This window comes from Desulfobotulus sp. (assembly GCF_034006065.1).
Lineage (GTDB): Bacteria > Desulfobacterota > Desulfobacteria > Desulfobacterales > ASO4-4 > Desulfobotulus.
In genome coordinates, this window is the sequence record NZ_JAVETM010000013.1 from 1 (window position 1) to 21,668 (window position 21,668).

Annotated in this window: 18 protein-coding genes; 3 read left to right on the top strand and 15 right to left on the bottom strand. The window is 55.0% G+C overall.

All coding sequences use genetic code 11. The features are described from left to right. Window positions 1-100 precede the first annotated feature (100 nt). The 3 genes from RBR60_RS06810 (at window position 101) to RBR60_RS06820 (ending at window position 3,061) form a co-directional block, all read left to right on the top strand. Entirely contained in the window at window positions 101-730 is a 630-nt protein-coding gene (locus tag RBR60_RS06810; protein ID WP_320355140.1) for a YkgJ family cysteine cluster protein, read from the top strand. Window positions 731-733: 3 nt separating this feature from the next. Continuing rightward, window positions 734-2,500, top strand: a complete 1,767-nt coding sequence (gene recJ / locus RBR60_RS06815; protein WP_320355141.1) for a single-stranded-DNA-specific exonuclease RecJ — start codon at window positions 734-736, stop codon at window positions 2,498-2,500. Between the two features lie 222 nt (window positions 2,501-2,722). Continuing rightward, window positions 2,723-3,061, top strand: a complete 339-nt coding sequence (locus RBR60_RS06820) for a hypothetical protein (protein WP_320355142.1) — start codon at window positions 2,723-2,725, stop codon at window positions 3,059-3,061. Window positions 3,062-3,320: 259 nt separating this feature from the next. On the opposite strand, the gene RBR60_RS06825 is transcribed toward RBR60_RS06820, so the two are convergent. From RBR60_RS06825 to RBR60_RS06895, 15 genes are all read right to left on the bottom strand, one after another. Further along, entirely contained in the window at window positions 3,321-4,676 is a 1,356-nt protein-coding gene (locus tag RBR60_RS06825; protein WP_320355143.1) for a lysine 2,3-aminomutase, read from the bottom strand. A gap of 485 nt (window positions 4,677-5,161) precedes the next feature. After that, window positions 5,162-5,872, bottom strand: a complete 711-nt coding sequence (locus RBR60_RS06830; RefSeq protein WP_320355144.1) for a phosphatase PAP2 family protein — start codon at window positions 5,870-5,872, stop codon at window positions 5,162-5,164. After that, complete coding sequence (msbA, locus tag RBR60_RS06835; protein WP_320355145.1) at window positions 5,865-7,619, bottom strand: lipid A export permease/ATP-binding protein MsbA; 1,755 nt, start codon at window positions 7,617-7,619, stop codon at window positions 5,865-5,867. Before msbA ends, RBR60_RS06830 begins: the two co-directional genes overlap by 8 nt. Further along, entirely contained in the window at window positions 7,620-8,753 is a 1,134-nt protein-coding gene (gene lpxB / locus RBR60_RS06840) for a lipid-A-disaccharide synthase (protein WP_320355146.1), read from the bottom strand. Beyond that, on the bottom strand, window positions 8,750-9,583 hold the full coding sequence (locus RBR60_RS06845) for an LpxI family protein (protein WP_320355207.1): 834 nt from the start codon (window positions 9,581-9,583) through the stop codon (window positions 8,750-8,752). The genes lpxB and RBR60_RS06845 overlap by 4 nt, the downstream gene beginning before the upstream one ends. 82 nt (window positions 9,584-9,665) lie before the next feature. Further along, the gene (gene lpxA / locus RBR60_RS06850; RefSeq protein WP_320355147.1) at window positions 9,666-10,439 is read right to left on the bottom strand and encodes an acyl-ACP--UDP-N-acetylglucosamine O-acyltransferase; all 774 of its coding nucleotides are present in this window, start codon (window positions 10,437-10,439) and stop codon (window positions 9,666-9,668) included. A 10-nt stretch (window positions 10,440-10,449) separates the two neighbouring features. After that, on the bottom strand, window positions 10,450-10,908 hold the full coding sequence (gene fabZ, locus RBR60_RS06855; RefSeq protein WP_320355148.1) for a 3-hydroxyacyl-ACP dehydratase FabZ: 459 nt from the start codon (window positions 10,906-10,908) through the stop codon (window positions 10,450-10,452). Continuing rightward, window positions 10,905-11,954 carry a UDP-3-O-(3-hydroxymyristoyl)glucosamine N-acyltransferase gene (gene lpxD, locus RBR60_RS06860; RefSeq protein ID WP_320355149.1) on the bottom strand — a complete coding sequence of 350 codons (1,050 nt, stop codon included), beginning with the start codon at window positions 11,952-11,954 and terminating at the stop codon, window positions 10,905-10,907. Before lpxD ends, fabZ begins: the two co-directional genes overlap by 4 nt. Beyond that, window positions 11,951-12,481, bottom strand: coding sequence for an OmpH family outer membrane protein (locus RBR60_RS06865; RefSeq protein WP_320355150.1), 531 nt, complete (start codon window positions 12,479-12,481; stop codon window positions 11,951-11,953). The genes lpxD and RBR60_RS06865 overlap by 4 nt, the downstream gene beginning before the upstream one ends. Before the next feature lie 54 nt (window positions 12,482-12,535). Continuing rightward, window positions 12,536-15,229, bottom strand: coding sequence for an outer membrane protein assembly factor BamA (gene bamA / locus RBR60_RS06870; RefSeq protein WP_320355151.1), 2,694 nt, complete (start codon window positions 15,227-15,229; stop codon window positions 12,536-12,538). Between the two features lie 132 nt (window positions 15,230-15,361). Then, window positions 15,362-16,066: an ABC transporter ATP-binding protein gene (locus RBR60_RS06875; RefSeq protein ID WP_320355152.1), complete on the bottom strand. Its 705-nt coding sequence runs from the start codon at window positions 16,064-16,066 to the stop codon at window positions 15,362-15,364. Beyond that, complete coding sequence (locus RBR60_RS06880) at window positions 16,059-17,279, bottom strand: lipoprotein-releasing ABC transporter permease subunit (protein WP_320355153.1); 1,221 nt, start codon at window positions 17,277-17,279, stop codon at window positions 16,059-16,061. Before RBR60_RS06880 ends, RBR60_RS06875 begins: the two co-directional genes overlap by 8 nt. 53 nt (window positions 17,280-17,332) lie before the next feature. Further along, window positions 17,333-18,841, bottom strand: coding sequence for a lysine--tRNA ligase (lysS, locus tag RBR60_RS06885; RefSeq protein WP_320355154.1), 1,509 nt, complete (start codon window positions 18,839-18,841; stop codon window positions 17,333-17,335). A gap of 155 nt (window positions 18,842-18,996) precedes the next feature. Further along, window positions 18,997-20,316 (bottom strand): two-component system sensor histidine kinase NtrB, encoded by a 1,320-nt coding sequence (locus RBR60_RS06890; RefSeq protein ID WP_320355155.1) that lies wholly within the window; start codon window positions 20,314-20,316, stop codon window positions 18,997-18,999. 50 nt (window positions 20,317-20,366) lie between these two features. After that, complete coding sequence (locus tag RBR60_RS06895; protein ID WP_320355156.1) at window positions 20,367-21,575, bottom strand: type II secretion system F family protein; 1,209 nt, start codon at window positions 21,573-21,575, stop codon at window positions 20,367-20,369. Window positions 21,576-21,668 lie beyond the last annotated feature (93 nt).

Genomic DNA, 21,668 nt, shown 5'->3' on the forward strand with positions numbered 1-21,668 from the left:
CCATAACGTCTTGTCATTGAAGGGTCCTCCCACAGCCCATCAACAGAAAAGCACAAAAACACCTCGTTGTGAATCCGGAAAATTGTCAGCTGCACAATTGATGACACGCCCTAAGATCAAACGCCTTTTTTTTCCCGAAGAGGAAAAAATCCATACCTGGCTTCCCATGCTGCTGGACGCCTTTCACATCGCTGACCAAGGCGTTTGGGCATCCATACACAGGGAAGAGGCCAAAGGCAGAAAGTTGGCCTGCGCCAAAGGCTGCTCCGCCTGCTGCATCACCCATCGTTCCATTCCCGTATATCCCATTGAGCTGACAGGCATTGCCTGGTATGTTACAGAGAAACTCCAAGGCGAGCTACGGGACAGGCTCCAGGAACGCCTCAGCGCCAACAGGCCCGGAGACCCGTGTGTTTTTCTTGTGGACGGCGTCTGCGCCATCCATCCCATGCGTCCTCTGGCCTGCCGCCATTTCAACGTTTTTTCCACTCCCTGCGCGGAAGGCGAGGACGCCTATTTCACCCGCAGAAAAGACGTCCTCATCCCCATACAGACCTATATGGACGAGGCCTTTTTCCACATGCTCCCCTTTTACGGCGTTCATAAGGCCGGAGACCGCAGAAAAATCATCAAAAAAGGCCTGCACCATGAGGCCGCCAAAGAGCTCCAGAGCCTGCGCTGGTCCGAACTTGCCAGAAAAATGGCCAATTATGAGCGCATGATGACCTGACATATGCAAAAAACACCTCCTTATCCCACGACCACGAAATCCGCACCGTCTTCCCCCTTTGTCTGGCGACTACGCCCTGCTCCGGAAGACGCCACAGACCGTCTGATGCGGACAACGGGTTATCTGCCCGCAACGGCCAGAATCCTTGCCGCCAGGGGACTGACCTCCATTGCCTCTTTAAGGGATTTTCTCAATCCGAACATCAAAAACCTGCCCCATCCCGATGGCATCCAGGATCTTTCCCTGGCTGCAGAACGCATCATCCAGGCCATTTTGTTCCAAGAGCCCCTACTGGTTTTCGGAGATTACGATGCCGACGGCGTGACCGCCACGGCCCTGGTGTACGGCTTTCTCTCCCGTCTCAACCCCAAAACTCGCTTTTACCTGCCCCACAGGGAAAGGGAAGGATACGGACTTAAGCCCCTCCACATTCCCCTTTTCGCCCAATCGGGCATCCGCCTGGTGATCACAGTGGATTGCGGCATATCCAGCCACGAGGCCATTGCTGAAGCCAGAAAAATCGGCATGGATGTGGTGGTCACGGATCACCACAGACCCGGAGACACCCTACCCCAGGCCTGGGCCGTGGTGGATCCCCAGCGTAGGGACTGCCCATCGGGGCTTGGCAACATGGCGGGCGTGGGGTTGGCCTTTTACCTTGTCATGGCCATCCGAAAAGGGCTCAGGGAAAGGGGGTACTGGGAGAAATTTCCGGAGCCCCCCCTTCTTCCGGAAACGGATCTCGTCGCCCTGGGCACGGTAGCAGATCTTGTGCCTCTGACCGGCATCAACCGCACCCTGGTGCATGCGGGACTGAACACCATACGCAAGGCCCCCAGACCTGGAATTCAGGCCCTCTGCCGGGTTGCGGGAATCCGCTGCGAGGATGTGGACAGTGAAGCCATTGCCTTTCGCCTGGCTCCGCGCATCAATGCCGCAGGCCGCATGGCCCATCCGGACATGGCCCTTCGTCTCCTTTCCGCCCCTTCTCTGGACACCGCCATGCCCCTTGCCCTGGAGCTGGACAGGCTCAACAGCACAAGGCAGGTGGAGGAAAACCGAATTCTCACCTCCATTGAAGATGCACTCGAAAAAAAACCGGATCTCGCCCAAAAGCCAGCCCTTGTACTCCACAGCCAGGACTGGTCCCTGGGGGTGATCGGCATCGTCGCCTCACGTCTGGTGCGGCGTTACCACAAGCCCGCAGTTCTCATCGCCACCCAGGACAATCTGGGTCAGGCTTCGGCCCGCAGCATTCCGGGGGTCGATCTCTTTGCCGCACTGAGCGCCTGCAGCCCGCTCCTTGAACAATACGGCGGTCATGCCATGGCCGCAGGCTTTCGTATCCAGGATCGCAACATCCCGGCCTTTCAGAGGCAGTTTTGCGCTCTGGCGGCCCAGTACCCGGACCTTCTGGGTTATCCGCCTCCCTTCATGGCCGACGCCTTGGTGGATCTGGATACCCTTACCCCCAGACTGCTTGCGGAAATGCAGGCCTTAGGCCCCTTTGGCATGGGCAACGCCCCTCCGCTTTTTGCCGCGCGTCACCTGGAGGTGCTCAGCAGCCTGCCCATGGGCAGCGAGGGCTGCCACCGCCGTCTCCTGCTGCGTCAGCCTTCCTCCATCCACACCCGCAACATTTCCGCCGTTGTTTTTGGGGTGGGAAAGGGACGGAGTTTTCCTCCCCATATAGATGTCTGCCTTTTCAGGCTGCGCAGGGAATGGGCAAAGGAAGAAGGGGTTCAGATGCAAATTGAGGCCTGGTATTGAAAAAAACAAAGGTTTTTCTTGCGTCGGAACAAGGCTTTCCCTATGATGCACCATTACTGATGCAGGGCATTCTATGCGTCACGCAGTGCCCCCCCTTTCACCAACATCACAACCCGCAGAGGTCATTCAATGGCAAAGGTTTTCCGCCCGAGTAACCGTGAATCAAAAATCCTCTCCAAGATAGAATCTTCAAAGGAACGGGAGCGGGGGCAGGCCTTGCACATGGTGCGTAACCATGCCGACATGCTGAGCAACACCGTCTCCATGAAACTTGTGGAAAATGAGATCATCGAAACCACAAACAAAAACGGACTGCAGGCGCAGATTGCCAAGGCGCTGGAACAGCTGGGTCAGATGGAAGACTTTGACCTTGATTATAAAATCGCTCCTTACCGCCAGGTGGTTTCCAATCCCAATGTGGTGACCCTCTATCTCACCGCCTTTGTGATAGAAGACCTCATCAAAAACCGGGATGTGGTCGATGTTTATGGTTCCGATGAAGATATTTACCACTGCATCCACCCTCAGGTGGAGCGTTTCATGGCCATGGAAAAAGCCTGACCCTAAAAAAACGCAGATCTCCTTCTCCCTGGAATCCCGCCGCACCGCCTGCATGGACATCCACTTTCAAGTAGGTCCCGGTAGAAGGGTGTTTTTGCGCCCTGCCCCGCAGCACTGAGGGCTCAGCTCAGCATCGCTGAATAAAAAAAACAACCCCCCTTTACGCAGATCATCACATGCGTAAAGGGGGGTTGGGTGTTCAGGTCATGCCGAATCCCCAGCCAGGGAATCCCGCCCCATCACCTGCCCGCTTGAAATCTCATGCCGCAACCCCCTGCCTGCGTCGCCGCAGGGAGTCCTGGAGACGCAGGTAGTCCGCCTCATAAAAAAACTGTTTCTTTCCAAAGGCGGGCTTCAGATCATCAATCCAGTGGGCCTTGGCGTCATAGGCGGCAAAGAATACCTGGTTCACCCACTCAGGGTTTCGGCCCTGAATAAATTTCAGAACCATCACCTGCTCACCTCCCACTTCCGCCACACCTTCCATGAGAATCTTGCCCGGACTTGCGGACATGGAAGGTCCGCGCACCGTACGGCAGAGCCCCGACACCTCCCTGTAGGCTTCTGTGAAAATATTAAAAGCCTCCACCAGCGGTACACTGAAGTAGCCCACAGGTCCCGTATCCCTTTCCATAAACATGTAATAAGGCACAGCGCCCAGAGCCACCTGACGCTTCCACATGGCGGCCCAGACCCCGGCGTCCGCATTCACATGACGAATCAGAGGTGCCTGGCATCGAATCTGTGCACCTGTGGCCCGGATGCGGGCTATGGCCTTTTCCACCACAGCGGTGGAAAGCTCCCGTGGATGACTGAAATGGGCCATGATGGACAAGTGATAACCCGCAGCTACAATATCGTCAAAAAGCCGCAGAATATCGTCGGCGTCCTTGTCCGTGGTAAAGCGGTAAGGCCAGTAGGCAAGACTTTTGGTACCAAAACGGATGCTGTGCAGATTTCCAGGTTTTTCGCCAAGAAGAGGCGCGACATATTTACGCAGGAGTTTGGCGTGCATCACCATGGGATCCCCCCCCGTAAACAACACATCCGTCACCTCAGGGTGGGCCAGGATATACCTCGGCAACAGTGCCTCGTCATTGCAGGCAAATCGGAAGGCCGTATCCAGCCCCACAAACTGAGGCCAGCGGAAACAATAGGTGCAGTAGCTGTGGCAGGTCTGTCCCTGGGCAGGAAAAAAGAGGACGGTTTCCGGATATTTGTGCTGCATTCCTGTGAGAATTTCGCCATCCAGCATGGGCACATTAAGATCCATCTGGCCTGCGGGATGGGGATTCATGGCCTGATGCGTCTTACGCACCAGAGCGGATGCGGCAGGCTCATTGCCCGTCCGGACATAATGCCGCAAAAGCCGCAAATCCGCTTCAGCAATCATTTCGGGTTGGGGAAAGGTCAGCTGGAAGATGGGATCGTCGGGAATCCGGTTCCAGTCAATGAGTTCATCGGTCACATAACTGCTTACCCGAAAAGGAAGGATACGGGAGATCAGCTTCATGGACCGTAACCGTTCCCCTGGAATCTTGTCAATCTGGGGAAGGCCGTGAAAATTTTCCGGGGTATAGGGACGGTAACGGGGTCTGGCGCTGTTGGGTTCCATGGCCTTCATCCTTTCCGGTTCCTGAAATCATGGCGGAGCTGCCTCACCCCCGCGTTTCCGAACCGGAAAACCCGAATCTGCAGCCCACCGCATAAGGTATTCAGGACCGGAAAGCGGGGGCAGCCCTGAAGTCGGGACCCCACCTGCACCCTGGGGATTTCGGGAACCGTTTTCCGAAATCATTTGTACACATTCCTCTTTCCGATCCTTTCTGTTTTATCTAAGAACAAAAATAATGTTTAAAGCACTCCATGTCAAGCAATCTAATTTTAAAGAGACCCATAAGGTTTTAATTCTCGGTTATCTCTTAAAACCTTCCGTTTTCTTCATTTTTTAAAGAAATACATGGATAAAGCAAGCCAAAAGAATCCATTGCAATGAGCGTAAACAGCCATCGCAGGACAAAACCTTCACGCAAAAAAATACGCAACAAGCTTTCTTGCTGCGTATCCGTATAAAAAACTGAAAGGGATCGGTTGGCTGTGTCAGGGGCTCTGGGATTTCATGAGAATGCGGGGAGCCAGAAGGGCCGCCACCAGATAGACCAGCAGAAGGGCAAAAATCACATCGCTTAAAAAATGTCCTCCCTGCACAATGCGCCCCAGTCCGGCGAGGACAAAATAAAAGGCCGTTGCTCCCAGAACCCAGGGGTTACGGCGGGGATAGAACAGGGCCAGACAGAAAAGCCAGGCAGCGGCGGAGGCATGACCGGAAGCAAAACTGCAATTGCGTTCGCATGCTGAGCTGGGTACAAAGGCAGGGGTAAAAGGTGCTTCACCGCCAAAGGCTTCCACCTGTCCGGGCCGGGCTCTGCCCCACTGGTCCTTGAAAACGGCATTTACCAGAAGTCCGGGCCCAAGGGCCAAGAGGAGCAGGGAAAAAACAGCAAAACGGAATCCACCCCATCTGCGGATGCGGGGAAAAAAACCAAAGCCCAGCAGCCAGAAAATAAAAAAAGCCCCAGCCCCATAGGAAAGCCATTCCACAGACCGATAAATGCCCAGAACCAGGGGATGGCTCCGCAAAAAAAAACCCCCTTCCGGACGCCAGAAAAGACCCGAAAACCAGAGATCGGTCTCTGACCAGAGAATGAAAAAAAGGGCGGTCAGTATAAAAAACATCATAAAAAAGGGAGACAGGCCCCAGGGTCTTTTCCTGAAAAACCATGCATCCCCAAGCTTGCGATCTTCAGTCATCTTGTCTTTCCCGTGCAAACTGCATGCGATACAACTTGGCATAGGCGGCGTTTTTTGCCAAAAGCGCCTCATGTCGCCCGATTTCCACGATCCGCCCATCTACGAGCACGGCAATGGCATCCGCCCGCGTGATGGTGGAAAGACGGTGGGCAATGACAAAGGTGGTCCGACCGGCCATCAGATTGTCCAGGGCTTTTTGCACCACCTGCTCTGCTTCCGTATCCAGGGCCGATGTCGCCTCATCCAGAATGAGGATGGGCGCGTCCTTGATTAATGCCCTTGCAATGCAGAGGCGCTGACGCTCTCCACCGGAAAGCCTGCCGCCCAGCTCGCCAATGCCCGTATCGTATCCTCTGGGCATCTTCATAATAAAGTCATGGGCATAGGCTGCCTGGGCAGCCGAAACAATCTCTTCTTCCGTGGCAAAGGCGCGACCATAGGCAATGTTGGCCCGGATCGTGTCGTTGAAAAGAATGGGTTCCTGGGTGACCACTGCAATCTGGGCGCGCAGGGAAGCCAGGGAAAAATCCCGGATATCCACACCTCCGATGCGGATAGAGCCCTCGCTTACGTCATAAAAACGGGGGATCAGGTTCACAAGGCTGGTTTTTCCGCCTCCGCTCATCCCCACCAGTGCCAGCACCTCACCAGGCCGGACTTCCAGATCAATCCCCTCCAGCACCTTTTTTCCCCCATCCGCGTACGCAAAGCCCACGCCTTCAAAGCGCACATCCAGGGGAGCTTTTGTCAGATGCAGGGGCTGGTCCTTTTCCCGGATCTCGGATTTTTCATCCAGGATTTCAAAAATCCTGTCCACAGCAGCCAACCCTTCCTGAAGGGCGTTGTTGAGCTTACTCATTTTTTTCACAGGATCATAGAGCATGATCACAGCCGCAAGAAAGGAGACAAAGGTGCCTGGGGTGTAAACACCATGGATCACCTGGGAGCCCCCGTACCAGATGATGAAGGCAATCCCCACACCAGCCAGCACTTCCATCACGGGAGAAGAAAGGGATTTGGCCACAGCCTGGCGGATTTCAAGGCGAAAAAGATCTGCGGTTTTCCCATGAAACCGTTTCTTCTCATAATCTTCCATGCCAAAGGCCTTAACGATCTTGTTACCCGCAAAGGTCTCGTGCAAAAAGGCATTCATGTCCGCCATGGCCTCCTGGCAACCGGTGCTGGTCTTTCGCACCCTTCTCCCGAAATACACAATGGGATAAAAGGCCAGGGGAAGAACCAGAAAGGCAAAAAGCGCAAGGTGCCATATCTGATAGAAAATGTAGCCCACAAGGAGAAGGATGGTGAAAAAATCCCGCAGGGAACTGGTTACCACACTGGAAACCATGCTGCGCACAAGATTCACATCGTTGGTGATGCGGCTCATGAGTGCGCCCGTGCGTTCGTCCTGAAAAAACCGCAAAGGCAGATCCACAATCCTCTCGTAAAGGGCATTGCGGAAATACCGGATGATCACCTGCCCCACATAGTTGAGAAAGAACTCCTGCCCATACATGCCAACTCCTCGGAAGGCATACACCACCACGATGGCTCCGGGAATCAGATAGAGCTTGCTCATGTCCCGACTCAGGAAAATATCGTCCAGAACAGGTTTGATCAGCCAGGCGGAAGCCGCCGTGGTGACGGATACCAGGAGCATGGAAACCATGGCCAGGGCAAGCCGCCATCGGCTCTCCATCACCAGGGTCAGGACTTTGCGGTACCGAGGGTCCAGCTTTGCAAACATCTATCGATCTCCCAACATGGAAAGTGCCAGCGCAGCTGTGCGTTCCGCCACCCCAGGCTCACCAAGGGCCGCACGCACTTCTCCCAGGGCATAATGATGCCGCATCCTGCGTTCACGGTCCAAAAGAAGGCCGCAGACCGTGTCGCAAACCTTTTCGGCCGTGGCCTCTTCCTGCAAGAGTTCCGGCATGATCTCAGACCCTGCGATCAGGTTGGCAAGACCGGCATAGGGTACCTTCACCACCCGTTTGGCAACGGCATAGCTGAAGGCGGACATACGGTAAACCAGCACCGTGGGAACGCCAGCCAGGGCAGCCTCCAGGGTCACAGTGCCGGAGACGGCGGCCACCACATCGGCCACTTCCAGAACAGGATGGGCTCCGTTCACCACATCCATGCGACTGGGAGCCCCTGCAGCTGCGGCAAAGGCCTGCATATCCGAAAGCTGGGTTCCCGGCGCTGCGGAAAGCACAAAACGCGCTCCAGGAATCTTTTTTGAAATCCGATCCGCAGCCTGACAGAGAACGGGCAGCATCCTCTGGATTTCTCCGGGCCTGGATCCGGGCAGAAGTCCGATGATGGGCTGGGTTTCCACCACCGTATCCGACCGCATTTCCCGGAACTCCGGCGCCTGGTCCATGAGAGGATTGCCCACATACACGGCCTGATCCACTCCCCGTTCCTGAAACCACGCCACCTCAAAGGGAAAAATCAGCGCAAGTTTATCCACGGTGTCTGCGATCTGCTGCACCCGGGAAGAGCGCCAGGCCCAGACCTTAGGACTGATGTAGTACAGAACCGGGATTCCAAGTTTTCTGGCTTCCCTGGCAAGACGCAGGTTAAAGCCTGGGTAATCAATGAGAATAAGGAGATCCGGTCTCAGGGAAGCCAGAATGATGGATGCGGTCTTGTAAACTTTACGGATACGGGGCAGGCTGGCCAGCACATCGGTGATCCCCATCACCGCAAGTCCCGTGCTGTCCGCAATGGGTCGCATCCCCGCCCTGCGCATCTGATCGCCCCCAATCCCGCAGAAAAAAAGAAAGGGATCCTTTTCCGCCATGGCCCGGATCAGTCCCGCGCCATGCAGATCTCCGGATGCTTCTCCTGCCACCAGCATAATGGTCCGCTTCATGACGTTCCCCTTTCCTCCAGAAGTCGGGTCAGATCGGAGGGCTCTTCCATGGCAATCACACAGATGCCCAGGCGCTCAGCCTCCCTCACCAGGGCTTCCCGATCAAGGGCCAGGGTTTTTCCCGCTTCCAGCACCATCACCCGCAGACCGGATTCCGCCATCACACGGATGGTGTCCGGCCCTACGGCCGGAATGTCAAAGCGCATGTCCTGACCAGGTTTTGCCAATTTCACCAGCACCGCATCTCCCCGACCAAGACCACCGCCCCGACGGATAGTGGCGTCGGTGCCGTCAATGGCCTCCACAGCCAGAACCGAACCACCGCCCACCACCACGCATTGCCCCACATCCAGCTCTCCGATGCGGCGGGCCACTTCCCATCCCACCTCAATATCCGCAAGAAGCCCTTTGGGCGGACGAATCCGGGTCCACAGTCCCGGAGGTGAAAGCAGCTCTGGCAGAAGGGCTGTGGAGTGGAGAATACGGATGCCATTTTCCTGGAGAATGTCCGCAAAAAGGCGCAGTACGCCGTCATCATGGCTGTGACGCATACGGGCCATGGCTTTGATGGCCAGGGTGTCAGGCCGTACATCCACAAACATCCGGGTTTTTCGGATACCCCCCATCATCACGGCCGTATCCACGCCGGAATCCTTGAAAAAGCGGATGATCTTTCTGACCTGCCCCAGATATACCCAGCGGAAGGCATGGGAGAGGGTGGCAAGACTTTCATCCCCCTCCCCACGGAAGGCTGCGGTCGCAACAAAGTATCCCTGTTCCGCCGCTTTTTTTGCAAAAATGACAGGAAACATGCCGTTTCCTGCAATCACACCGATCTTTTGATGACGATGGCTACAACTGCCAGGGTCGCTGCTGTCCAAGGGACGCCAACTCTCCTTCCCTCATGATGGATTACCGGGTAATGCCCCGATCCGAATTTTTAATGAATTCAATGAAGGTGTGAACCTCAGGAATGGGTTCCACGCTGGCCCTCACCCGTTCAATGGCTTCTTTCAGGGTAAGGCCATACCGAAAAATAATCCTGTACGCCTGCTTGAGCTGCTTTAAGGTTTCTTCCGGAAATTCCCGCCTTCTCAGCCCCACCTTGTTGAGTCCGTGGAGGGTCGCCCTGTCTCCTGAGGCGATCACATAGGGAGGGATGTCCTTCACCACAGCCGATTTGCCGCCAATGTAAGCATGATCTCCCACATTGACAAACTGGTGTACGGCGGCAAGCCCACCCACAATCACATGATCCCCCAGAATCACATGCCCTGCCAGGGTGGCGTTGTTGGAAAGGATCACGCCTTTTCCCGTCCGGCAGTCATGGGCCACATGACAGTAGGCCATCAGAAGATTTTCTTCCCCCACCAGGGTAAGCCCGCCGCCGAGTTCCGTGCCTCTGTGCAGGGTGGCAAACTCCCGGATCACGGTCTTACGGCCCACCTTCAGCCAGGTTTTTTCTCCCTTAAACTTCAGATCCTGGGGATCTCCGCCCACGGCGGCATAGGGAAAAATCCGGCAATCCGGCCCGATCTCCGTATAATGGTCCACCATGGCATAGGCGCCGATGCGGGTTCTTGCGCCAATGCACACATGATCTCTGACAATGGCAAAGGGTCCGATTTCCACATCTTCGCCGATTTCCGCGCCTGAATCCACAATGGCTGTGGGATGAATGGCCATAATTGTTTTCCTAATCTCCCAGAACGGCCATGAATTCCGCTTCAACGGCCTTGGCTCCATCCACCGTCGCCACACCGTGCATCTTCACCGTTCTGGATTTCAGTTTAAGGATAGTCACGTCCATCCGGAGCTGATCCCCCGGAATGACCTTCCGACGAAAACGGGCCTTATCCGCCCCCGTCAGAAAAAGAGGAAATTGTCTTCTCTCTTCGGGCCAGGAGGCATAGGCCAGAATACCGCCTGCCTGACCAATGGCCTCCAGGATGAGTACCCCGGGCATGATGGGATATCCGGGGAAATGGCCCGAAAAAAAAGGTTCGTTCATCGTTACATTTTTGATAGCGCAGATGGTCTTTCCCACCTCCAGTGAGAGAACCCGATCCACCAGGAGAAAGGGATAACGATGGGGAAGATAACGCAGAATATCCACCACATCGAATCCTGTCTGTCCTTCGCCATCTGTCGTCATGTCACAGATCCCTTTTCCGCATCCTTGTCTTCCATGCCAAGACGACGCTCAAGGGCCTGAATCCGCCGCCGCATTTCCGGCAGGCGGGGCAGGATGCGCTGTACCCGCAGCCAGAGGCCATGGGGCATTTCCGGACTGCCGCTGACCACCTGCCCATCCGCGACATTCTGGGCGACTCCGCTCATGGGCCCCACCCGTACGCCATCTCCGATGCGGATATGGCCGGAAATCCCCACCTTACCGGCAAGGATGGTATTTTTCCCGATGTGGCTGCTTCCTGCGATCCCCACCTGGGCCACAAGAAGGGTGTGATCTCCGATACTCACATTGTGGGCAATGTGTACCTGATCATCCAGCTTCACCCCGTGTCCAATGCGGGTGATCCCGAAAGTGCCCCTGTCAATGGTGCACCCAGCCCCGATTTCCACATCATCACCGATTTCCACAGTTCCCAGATGGGGAATCTTTTCCCAGCGGCCAGCTCTGGGAGCAAACCCAAAACCGTCGGATCCTAGCACCGATGCGCTGTGAATGCGCACCCGGCTTCCGAGAACCGTACCCGGATACAGGGTGACATTGGGATAAATATGACAGAAATCCCCCAGCACACAGCCATCTCCAATCACACTGCCCGCGCCAATGCGGCAGCCTTCCCCCATTCTCACCCCGTCACCGATCACCACCGAGGCTTCCGTGAAAAGGTTGCCCCTGCACACAAAACGCTCTCCCACCACCGTGGTGGGGTGAATGCGCTGGCAGGGTTCGGGATCAGGATAAAAAAGGTTCAGAATCCGTGCAAAGGCCCAATAGGGCGCATCGGAAATGAGGAGGTTGCGGCCTGCAAGACTTGCCCCCTCTCCCACGATCAGAGCGCCCGCACCGGATAAAGCCGCCTGGCGCAGATACTTGGCATTCATGGCAAGGGCAATGTCCTCAGGGCCTGCATGCTCCAGGGGTGCAATGGCCCTGATCTCAAACTGCCCATCCCCCACCACCCGCCCTCCGCAGGCTTCAGCAAGTTCAGCCAGAGAAAAGCGCTGCTTCATGATCCGCTTTTCCCGTATTTCTTGTCATGCTCCCGGATCAGCCGGTCAGTGATATCCACGCGATCGGGCGCGTACACCACACCCACATTCTCAAGGATGAGCAGATAATTTTCCTTTTTACCGATCTCCTGAATCAGCTCCCGCACCTCATTCTGAATGCGGGCCATGATTTCATTCTGCTGCTGGTTGAAACTCCGGGTGAAACGTTGCTCCATGTTCCGCAGATCCAGGGCCTTGATCTGAAGCTCCCGCTCCCGCTGGGCCCTGGCTTCTTCGGAAAGGACCATGGCTTCACGCATAAGCCCCTCACGCAGTTTTTCAATTTCCAGCTTTTTAGCCTCCAGCTGGGCTTCCAGTTTCCGTGCTTCCTCGGTCACCTGATTCTTGGCCTGCTGCCCGGACTTGGAGTTCTTCAGGAAGGTTTCAAAATCAAAAACGCCGATCTTGGCCACATCTGCGGCAAAAGCCACCCCTGACACCAGAAGACATACCAGCATGCCCTGCATCACACGGCTCATCCATCCCATCTTTCATTGCTCCTTTCATCCGCATCACCGGACGTTTTATCGGTTTTCAGGCCATTAAAAAGCGCCGCCCATGGTGAATTCCCAGCGACCGCCTTTTTTTTCTCCATCAATCTTATCCAGGGGAATGCCGTATTCAAGCCGGATGGGGCCAATGGGAGAAAACCAGCGGATGCCATATCCCACACTCCGCTTCACCCCATCCATGTTAATGCTCTGATCCGTGTCAAAAACATTACCCACATCATAAAAGGCAAGCCCCATCAGCCCCGCCTCTCGCACCAGGGGGAAGATGAATTCAAAGTTTGCCTGGGTAAACTTATCCCCCCCCTTGTTTTTACGATAGCTCACGGTCTTTTTTTCCACGCTTGTCACATTGCCGTCATCATCCCGTGTGACCTCATCATAGGTATATTCCCCATCGTAATACACGGCCACATCCCGCCAGCGGTATCCCCTCAGAGAGTTCATCCCGCCAAGATAGAATTTTTCATAGTCCGGCAGATGGCCTTCCGTGTTCTTATGCACATAACCCGTTTCACCGTGCATGAAAAAAACCGTCTGCCACAGGGGAAAATACCAGCCCACTTCCGCCGTGTACTTGGTAAAGGCGATGTCCCCGCCGAGGAAACCTCCCGCATGCTTCACCGTGGCCCGGTGGTTGGCCCCTTCCGAAGGATTGAACATCCGGTTGGTGGAGTCATAATTCAGACTCAGGCTCAGGGTACTGGCCGTATCCAGGGGCACCATGGCAAGGATGTCCTCATTGACCAATTGCTCTTTGCCCGAATCCACCTCCACATCAAACTTCTCAAAACCATAGGAAATGAAGGCCCGGGTATAATCCCATACGGGATACCCGAAACGCACGGTGCCGCCTGTACTTTTTTTCGTGTAATCATCGTATTCCCGGTCCCAGTCATACACATCAAAGCCTGCGGACAGGGGACGATCAAAGAGATAGGGTTCGGTAAAGCTTAAGGTATACTTGGTGGACGAGCTGCTCACATCCGCCCTGAGGTTGAGGGTCTGCCCCCTGCCCCCAAAGTTGCGCTGGGTGACGGAAACCTGACCGAAGAGATTGTCTTGTGAACTGTAGCCCGCGCCAAAGGTGAACATGCCCGTGGGTTTTTCCTCCACACGCACCTTCAGATCCACCTTCTCAGGATCTGCGGTTCTTTCCATATCCAGGCGCACATCCTCAAAATAATCCAGACGGTTTAAGTTCCGGATTCCCCGCTTGATTTTGGTACCGCTGTAAAGCTCCTGCTCCAGAATGGGAACCTGGCGACGAATCACCTTGTCCCTTGTTTTAACGTTGCCTTCAATTTCGATACGATCAATGTATACCTGGCGTCCTTGATGAACCGTGTAACGGATATCCACCACGCCCGCCTCCGGATCCTTGCGCAACTGGGGGTAGACATCCGTATTGGCATAACCCGCATCTCCGTAAAGATCCGTAAGCGCCATCATGTCCTGGTGGATCACATCCCTTTTGTACCACTCTTCTTTGCCGATATTGGTGACCCCAAGCAGAATCTCTTCCGTGAAAAGCAGATCTCCGTCCACGGAGATTTTCCCCACACGGAAACGCTGGCCTTCATCAATTTTGAAACGAACCCTGGCTTCGGACCCCTCAAAACTGATTTCCGGATCCGAAACCCGGGCATCCACATACCCCTGGTTATGATAAAAAGCCGTAAGCCGTGCGGCATCCTGCTGCACCGCTTCCCGCTTCAGCTCTCCAGACCCGGTGAGCCAGGAAAAAAATCCCTTTTCCGAAGTTTCAATCTGTTTGCGCAACTCCTTTTTCTTATAACTCTCGCGGCCTTCAAACACGATCTCCGTGACCTTGACCTTATCACCTTCGGAAAGGATGAAAATCAGGTCTGCCTGGTTATTTTCAAGCTCCTTGATCTCATACTGGACTTCGGTGTGGTGATAATTTTTGGCGCGGTAAAGATCCCGGATACGCTCCATGTCCCGCCGCACCTGGAAGACGTTCAGGATGGAACCGCTTTTGGTGGTAACGGACTCCAGAACCTTTTCCTGGTTATACACCCGATTGCCCCGCACAAAAATCTGGCGCACCGTGGGCTTTTCCTTGATGGTGAAGATAACGGTCTTACCCTCCGGCCTTTCTTCCACAGCCACCCGGATATCATCAAAATATCCCATGTCATAAATGGCCTGAAGGTCATCGGATAGGGCCTTCTGCAGGTAAACATCACCCGGCCCACTCTGAATCACCCGTAAGATGGCGTCACTTTCAATGCGCTGATTTCCCTTTATCTCCACTTGGGCCACGGTCTCCCTACCCACGAGAAGGTCTGCCATTTTCCGGGCAAGGGTCTGGGTGGCAAGAAAAAGGGTATCCACGGAAGCACCTTCTTCCACAAGACGGCGTTCCCTGCCTTCGGAATAAAGACGGCCTGAAAGGCGGAAACCACCGTTTTCTAAGAGAAGACGGCCCCAGACTCCGGCCTCTGCACCGGTATTTTCCATGCCCTGCCCTGCCTCTTGTGGCTGTACCACCGGATTTTCCGCCATATGGACAGAAAGCCCCGCAGCAACCAGCTCCCGGGAAATCCGGTCCGCCACCTGCTTTCCGAGGTCCACGGAACGGAGGTCCCCTTCCACGGAAAAGGGGGCAATCCACACCTTCCTGGATTCCCCGGCATAGGCTCCAACACTTCCCACCATCAGCAGTATGAAGATCAGTCCGCTACAGAAAACACTCCGATTCATGCAACCATCCTCTGGTATGAACGCCCATACGACTCTCTCAAATACAAAAAAGCACAATCGCGCCTTGCTATACGCCAAAATCAGAATTCTGAAAACCCAAAGGCCCTGGACACCCGTGCCATGCATGGGTTTTCAGATGTGCAGGGACGAAGGACAGACCTCTGCAATGCGACCATGCATCAGCGTTACCTGCCTTTGCATCATCCGTGCAAGGTCCATGTTGTGGGTGACCACCACCAAAGCGCACCCCCTTTCCGCATGGATTTCCAGCAGCAGGTCATGGACATTGTGGCTGTTTTCGATGTCAAGATTTCCCGTCGGCTCATCGGCAAAAAGAAAGGGTGGCTCCATCACCAGGGCGCGGGCCAGGGCCGCACGCTGCTGCTCTCCTCCGGAAAGCTGGGGAACCCTGTGGCCCAAACGGTGGGAAAGTCCCACGCGATCCAAAAGAGCCTTGGCCCGCTCCCTGGCCTCCCGGATCCCCATACCTGCAATGCGGGCAGGCATCATGACGTTTTCAAGGGCTGTGAATTCCGGAAGCAGGTGGTGAAACTGAAAAACAAAGCCCATGTGCCTGTTGCGTATCCGTGCCAGGCCTGCGTCATCCAGATCAAAGAGGTTGCGCCCCCCAAAGAGAAGCCGCCCCCTATCCGGACGATCCAGAGCCCCCAGCACATGCAGAAGCGTAGATTTTCCGATGCCCGAAGGCCCCACAATGGCAATGGTGTCACCCCTGCGCACCGTCCAGGTGAGCTCTTTGAGTACACTGACAGGCTCTCCCCCGCCCATGAAGGTTTTCGAAACTTCGCTGAGTTCAAGAACTTCCGACCTATCCATAGCGGATGCCCTCCACAGGATCCAGACGGGAAGCCTGCATGGCGGGATACAGGGTGGAGAAAAAACAGATGGCAAGGGAGGCAAGGCCGATGACCAGCACATCCCCCCACTCCAGCAGAACGGGAAGGGTGGTGAAAGGATAGGCCTCGGGAAGACGGATGATGGGATAACGTTCCAGAAAAGAACAAAGCGCCACACCGGACGCAACACCGATGATCGTGCCCATGAGACCGATGATCATCCCCTGGATCACAAAAATCCGCCGTACCAGACGTCTGGTCGCGCCCATGGCCATGAGAATGGAGATATCCCGGGTCTTTTCCATAACGAGCATGATCAGCGAACTGGCTATATTAAAGGCGGCCACCAGGATAATAAGGGTCAGGATGATAAACATAGCCGCCTTTTCCAGCTTCAGGGCGGAAAAGAGGTTCTTGTTCATTTCCATCCAGTTGCGGGTCCAGTATCCCCAACCGAAATCCGCCCGGATTCTTTCCCCGAGACTTTCCGCAGCATACACATCGTCAATCCAGATGCCGATGCCCGTCACCTTCTCTCCCATCCCCATCAATCGTGAGGCTTCCTCAATGTGGACATAACAGAGGGCGCCATCGTACTCATAAAGCCCCGAAGAAAAAAGGCCCGTCACCTGAAAGCGGCGGACCTTGGGCAGCATGCCCACGGGAGAAAGCATGAACTCAGGGGACATCACCTGCACCGTATCCCCGATGATCACGCCCAGCTCAGAGGCAAGGTTTTTTCCGAGGATAATGCCCGGAAGCGCCCCTGCTTCCGGAACTTTCAGCTGGACCATAATACTTTCCCGGTCCACTCCTTCAATGGACACCCTTTGTCCCGATGGATCAATCCCCCGTAAAAAAGCGCCTCCCATCCCGCCCGAGGCCCTCAGAACCACCTTGCCGTAGACAAAAGGCGCTGTGGCCGCCACACCGGGCATCTTTTCCAGCATTTCCCTTGCAAGATCAGGGTTCTGGAGACCTCCGCCCTGCCCCATGAGCAGCACATGGGGCTCAAGCCCCAGAATGCGCTTACGAAAATCCGTTTCTGCGCCGCTCATCACCGCAATGACCACCACAAGGGCCATCACGCCCAGGGCCACCCCGAAAACGGAAAGAATACCGATCAGAGAAATAAAGCCCTGTTTTCGCCGGGCACGGAGATACCGTCCTGCAATAAAAAGTTCAAGGGGCATGGGTGGGGGAAGTCACCTTCTTCAGATCCGGCGGATCTCCCGCCGGATCCGGATCAGTTGGAAACGGGTTTCATGTGGGGAAAGAGAATCACTTCCCGTATGGAGGCGGCATCCGTCAGCAGCATGGCCAGCCGATCCATGCCGATGCCCTGACCCGCCGTGGGCGGCATGCCGTATTCAAGGGCTTCAATATAATCCTCATCCATCATATGGGCTTCGGCGTCTCCGGCTTCCCGCTCCGCCACCTGCATGAGGAAACGATCCCGTTGGTCTTCGGGATCATTGAGTTCTGAAAAACCGTTGGCAATCTCCCGGCCCGCCACAAAGAGCTCAAAACGCTCCGTAAGGCCGGGGTTTTTGTCGGACCTGCGGGACAGGGGAGAAACCTCCACAGGATAGCCCGTGATAAAGGTGGGCTGGATGAGTTTCGGCTCCACCAGGGTATCAAAGAGCTTGGTGAGAACCTTGCCCAGTTTTTCCGTTTTCGTGACTGTGACGCCCTTTTCCCTGGCAAAGGCTAAAAGACCTTCCCGGTCTTCCAGAAGATCGCGTTTCACGCCACCAATCTCCACCAGAGCGTCCAGAAGGGAAATTTTGGGCCAGACACCGTCAAAGCGCAGAACATGTCCCTGGTAATGAACCTCCGTACTTCCCGTGACCTCCTTTGCCACATGGGCAAAAAGCGCTTCGGTCAGGGCCATGAGGTCCTCATAGGTGGCATAGGCCCAGTAAAACTCCATCATGGTGAACTCGGGGTTGTGCCGGGTGGAAACCCCCTCATTCCTGAAGTTCCGGTTGATTTCAAAAACTCTCTCAAAGCCTCCCACCACCAGACGCTTCAGGTAAAGCTCCGGCGCAATGCGAAGATAAAGATCCATGCCCAGAGCATTGTGATGGGTCACAAAGGGGGTGGCCTCGGCCCCACCAGCAATGGGCTGCATCATGGGCGTTTCCACTTCCAGAAAACGACGGGCAATGAAAAACTCCCGCACCGCCTGGATCATACGGCTTCGACGGAGAAAAATTTCCCGTGTCTCGGGGTTCATCACCAGATCCACATACCGCTTGCGGTAGCGTTTTTCAGGATCCTTCAGCCCATGATATTTTTCAGGCAGAGGCCGCATGGCCTTGGAGAGCAGCCGGAACTCCCTGGCTTCCAGGGTCCATTCCCCCGTACGGGTGGTAAAGAGGGTGCCTGTGATCCCCACAAAATCCCCCACATCCATCTGGCGGAACAGAGCATAGGCCTCTCCCAGTCCCTTTTCCTGCAGATAGGCCTGCATAAGCTGCCCACTGCCATCCTTGATGCGGATAAAGGCGGATTTGCCAAAACGATTGATGGCCATCATGCGGCCTGCCACGGAAAACACCGGACCCTCAGGGCTTAAGGTTTCCGGTGCCTCTTCTATCCTTTCCCGGATGGCATCAATGCCATGGGAAACGCGGAAATCATTGGGGTAAAGGTTGATGCCTTTTTCTTTCAGCTCCTGGTGCTTACGCCGTCTCTGACCCAAGACGTCTCCGGCGTTTTCCTGGCTGCTCTCGCTTTGATTCTCGTCCATTTTGTTCTGTCTGTCTCCGAAAAATCCTTAACGTTTTTAAGGATCGGTTCCTGAAAAGATCCGCAGTGTTCTTAAAAATAAAGAATGTGCGCTGATGCCGGGATGAAACCCCTGATTTTCAGCCAGTCACTAGCTACCCTATTGCGTATGGGGTGTCAACCACCGGCCCACGCCTTTGTCTCCCCTTTCCGGGATTCGCCCATGCGGGGCAGGCGAACGGTGAAGGTGCTGCCTACGCCGGGTCTGCTTTCAACCTGCATACGCCCTCCCATGGCATCCAGAATGCGCACGGCAATGGAAAGGCCAAGCCCCGTTCCATTGGGTTTTGTGGTGTAAAAAGGATCAAAGATCAGGGCTAGCTGGTCTTCCCGCATACCGCACCCCGTATCCTGAATCACAATGCGCACCATACGCTCCCTTTCCACCTCAAGGAACACGCGCACCTCACCTTCCTCTGCAATGGCTTCTGCGGCGTTGAGCAGGAGATTCCAGAGCACCTGGCGCAGGCGATCCGGATCCGCCTCCACCCAGACCTCAGGCTCCAGGCGCAGCCGATAATGAATCCGACCCCGACTGCGGATATTCTGTTCCTGGATTTGTACGGTCTCGTGGATGAGGCGTCCCACTTCCAGGGGCTCAGGAGTCCCCTTGCCCGGCTTGGCAAAAAACAAAAACTCCGTCACAAGGTTGGAAAGACGATCCGACTCCCGCCGAATAATGCGCATCAGCCTCACGGAATCCGCATCCTTGCAGATTTCCGTTTCAAGAAGCTCAATGGCGCCGGTGAGGGACGCCAGGGGATTTTTGATCTCGTGGGCAAGCCCTGCGGCCATTTCCCCTGCTGTGGCAAGACTTTCCATACGCTTCACATAGCTTCCCATATGACGGACCTCATCCCTTGCTTTACGCAACTGCACGGAAAGAAAACTCGTTAGAAGGGATACGGAAAAACAAGCCACCGTTGTGGCCAGAATCCGGAAAAAAACCGACCAGAAATCCACCCGCTCTATGATTGGTGTGGTATTTTCCGCAAAGGAAGGAAGCAGTCCATAATATTCAAGATCCACCAGCACACCAAAAAGAATGGCCGAAGCCGCCGCCACCAGAAGGCTTTCCCTGCGGGAAAGCAGGATGCTCGCGTTGATGATCACAATCATATAGAAAAAGGTAAGAAGGGAATCATATCCGCCTGTCACCCAGATCAGGGCCGTGACCAATACCACATCCATCAATAGCTGGACCATTGCAAACAGACGGGGCCGCAGGGTTCTCGGATACCAGACGGCATAGATGAGGGAAATGAGCAGGGTGAGGGTGGCCAGAATATAAAGGGCTGTGGCGGGGAACACGGTAAAGATGGATTTTCCCTGATACTGAAAAACCGCGGAAAGTCCAAGGAGCAAGAGCGCAAGGAAGACCCTTGCGCCCATCAGCCAGCCGAGTTTCTTCAGCATTTCCCTGTCCTGCGTCTGCATGGTCATCCTTTCTTGACAAAAAGATTCCTGATGACCCTGCATCGCATTTTTCAGCCAACCGCAGCAGCCATCTGGAACACAGGAAGGTACATGGAAACCACAAGCCCGCCGATCACCACTCCAAGGAAAACCAGCATGAAAGGCTCGATCAGGGCGGTAAGGTTTTCCACGGCCTGATCCACTTCATCATCATAAAAATCCGCAATTTTTCCCAGCATGGCGTCCAGTGCTCCTGTGGACTCACCCACCGCGATCATGGAACAGACCATGGAAGGAAAAACCCCGCTTTCGCTCAGAGGATCCGCCATGGTCTGCCCTTCGGCGATGCTGGACCGGACCTCATACACGGCATTTTCCACTACCCGGTTCCCCGCTGTTTTAGCTACAATCTCAAGGGCTTCCAGTATGGACACCCCAGAGGCCAGCATGGTACCCATGGTCCGGGTGAATTTGGCCACAGCCACCTTGCGGATGAGAATGCCCGCCACAGGCAGCCGGAGAAAAAGGGTGTCCATGGCCAGACGCCCCTTCTGGGTACGATAAATTCGTTTGAAGGCAAAGAAAAAAAGCACTATCGCCACGATAATATGGAGGATTTTGGCCTGGACAAATTCACTCATGGTGATAACAAGCTGAGTCGGGACTGGCAGGGCACTGCCAAAATCCGCAAACATGCTCTCAAAAACCGGAATTACGAACACGAGGATCACCCCCACCACCACAATGGCGATCACAATGGTCACCAGAGGGTAGGTCATGGCTCCCTTCACCTTTTTTTTCAGCTTGGACATTTTTTCCATGTACGCGGAAAGACGACGCAGGATCACGTCGAGAATCCCTCCGGCCTCGCCTGCGGCCACCATGTTCACAAAAAGATCGTCAAAGAGGTGGGGATATTTTTTCAAGACATCGGCCAAGGTGTTGCCACCTTCCACTCCGGCTTTGATTTCCTTGATAATTTTCCGGAAGGTGGGATTTTCCTGCTGGCTTCCCAGAATCTCCAGGCACTGAACAATGGGAAGACCGGCGTCAATCATGGTGGAAAACTGGCGGGCAAAGATAATCACATCATCCTGGGTAACCTTGGGCTGTAAAAAAGCAATATTTTCAAGTATATCCTTGGGCTTTGGCTTGATCTTGGAGGGCGTGATCTTCTGCTGCCCCAGACGGATCCGCACCGCCGCCTCGTTGGGCGCTTCCATCTCGCCCTTGCGCTTCTGATTCTTACGATTTTTGCCTTCCCAGATAAATACGGGCATGCTCACTCTCCCATGGTGGAATATGAAGGGATTATCCAGAAAATCCTGTTTTTTCAGGGATTCACCGTAAAAGGCCGTTATGCCCCGCCTCGT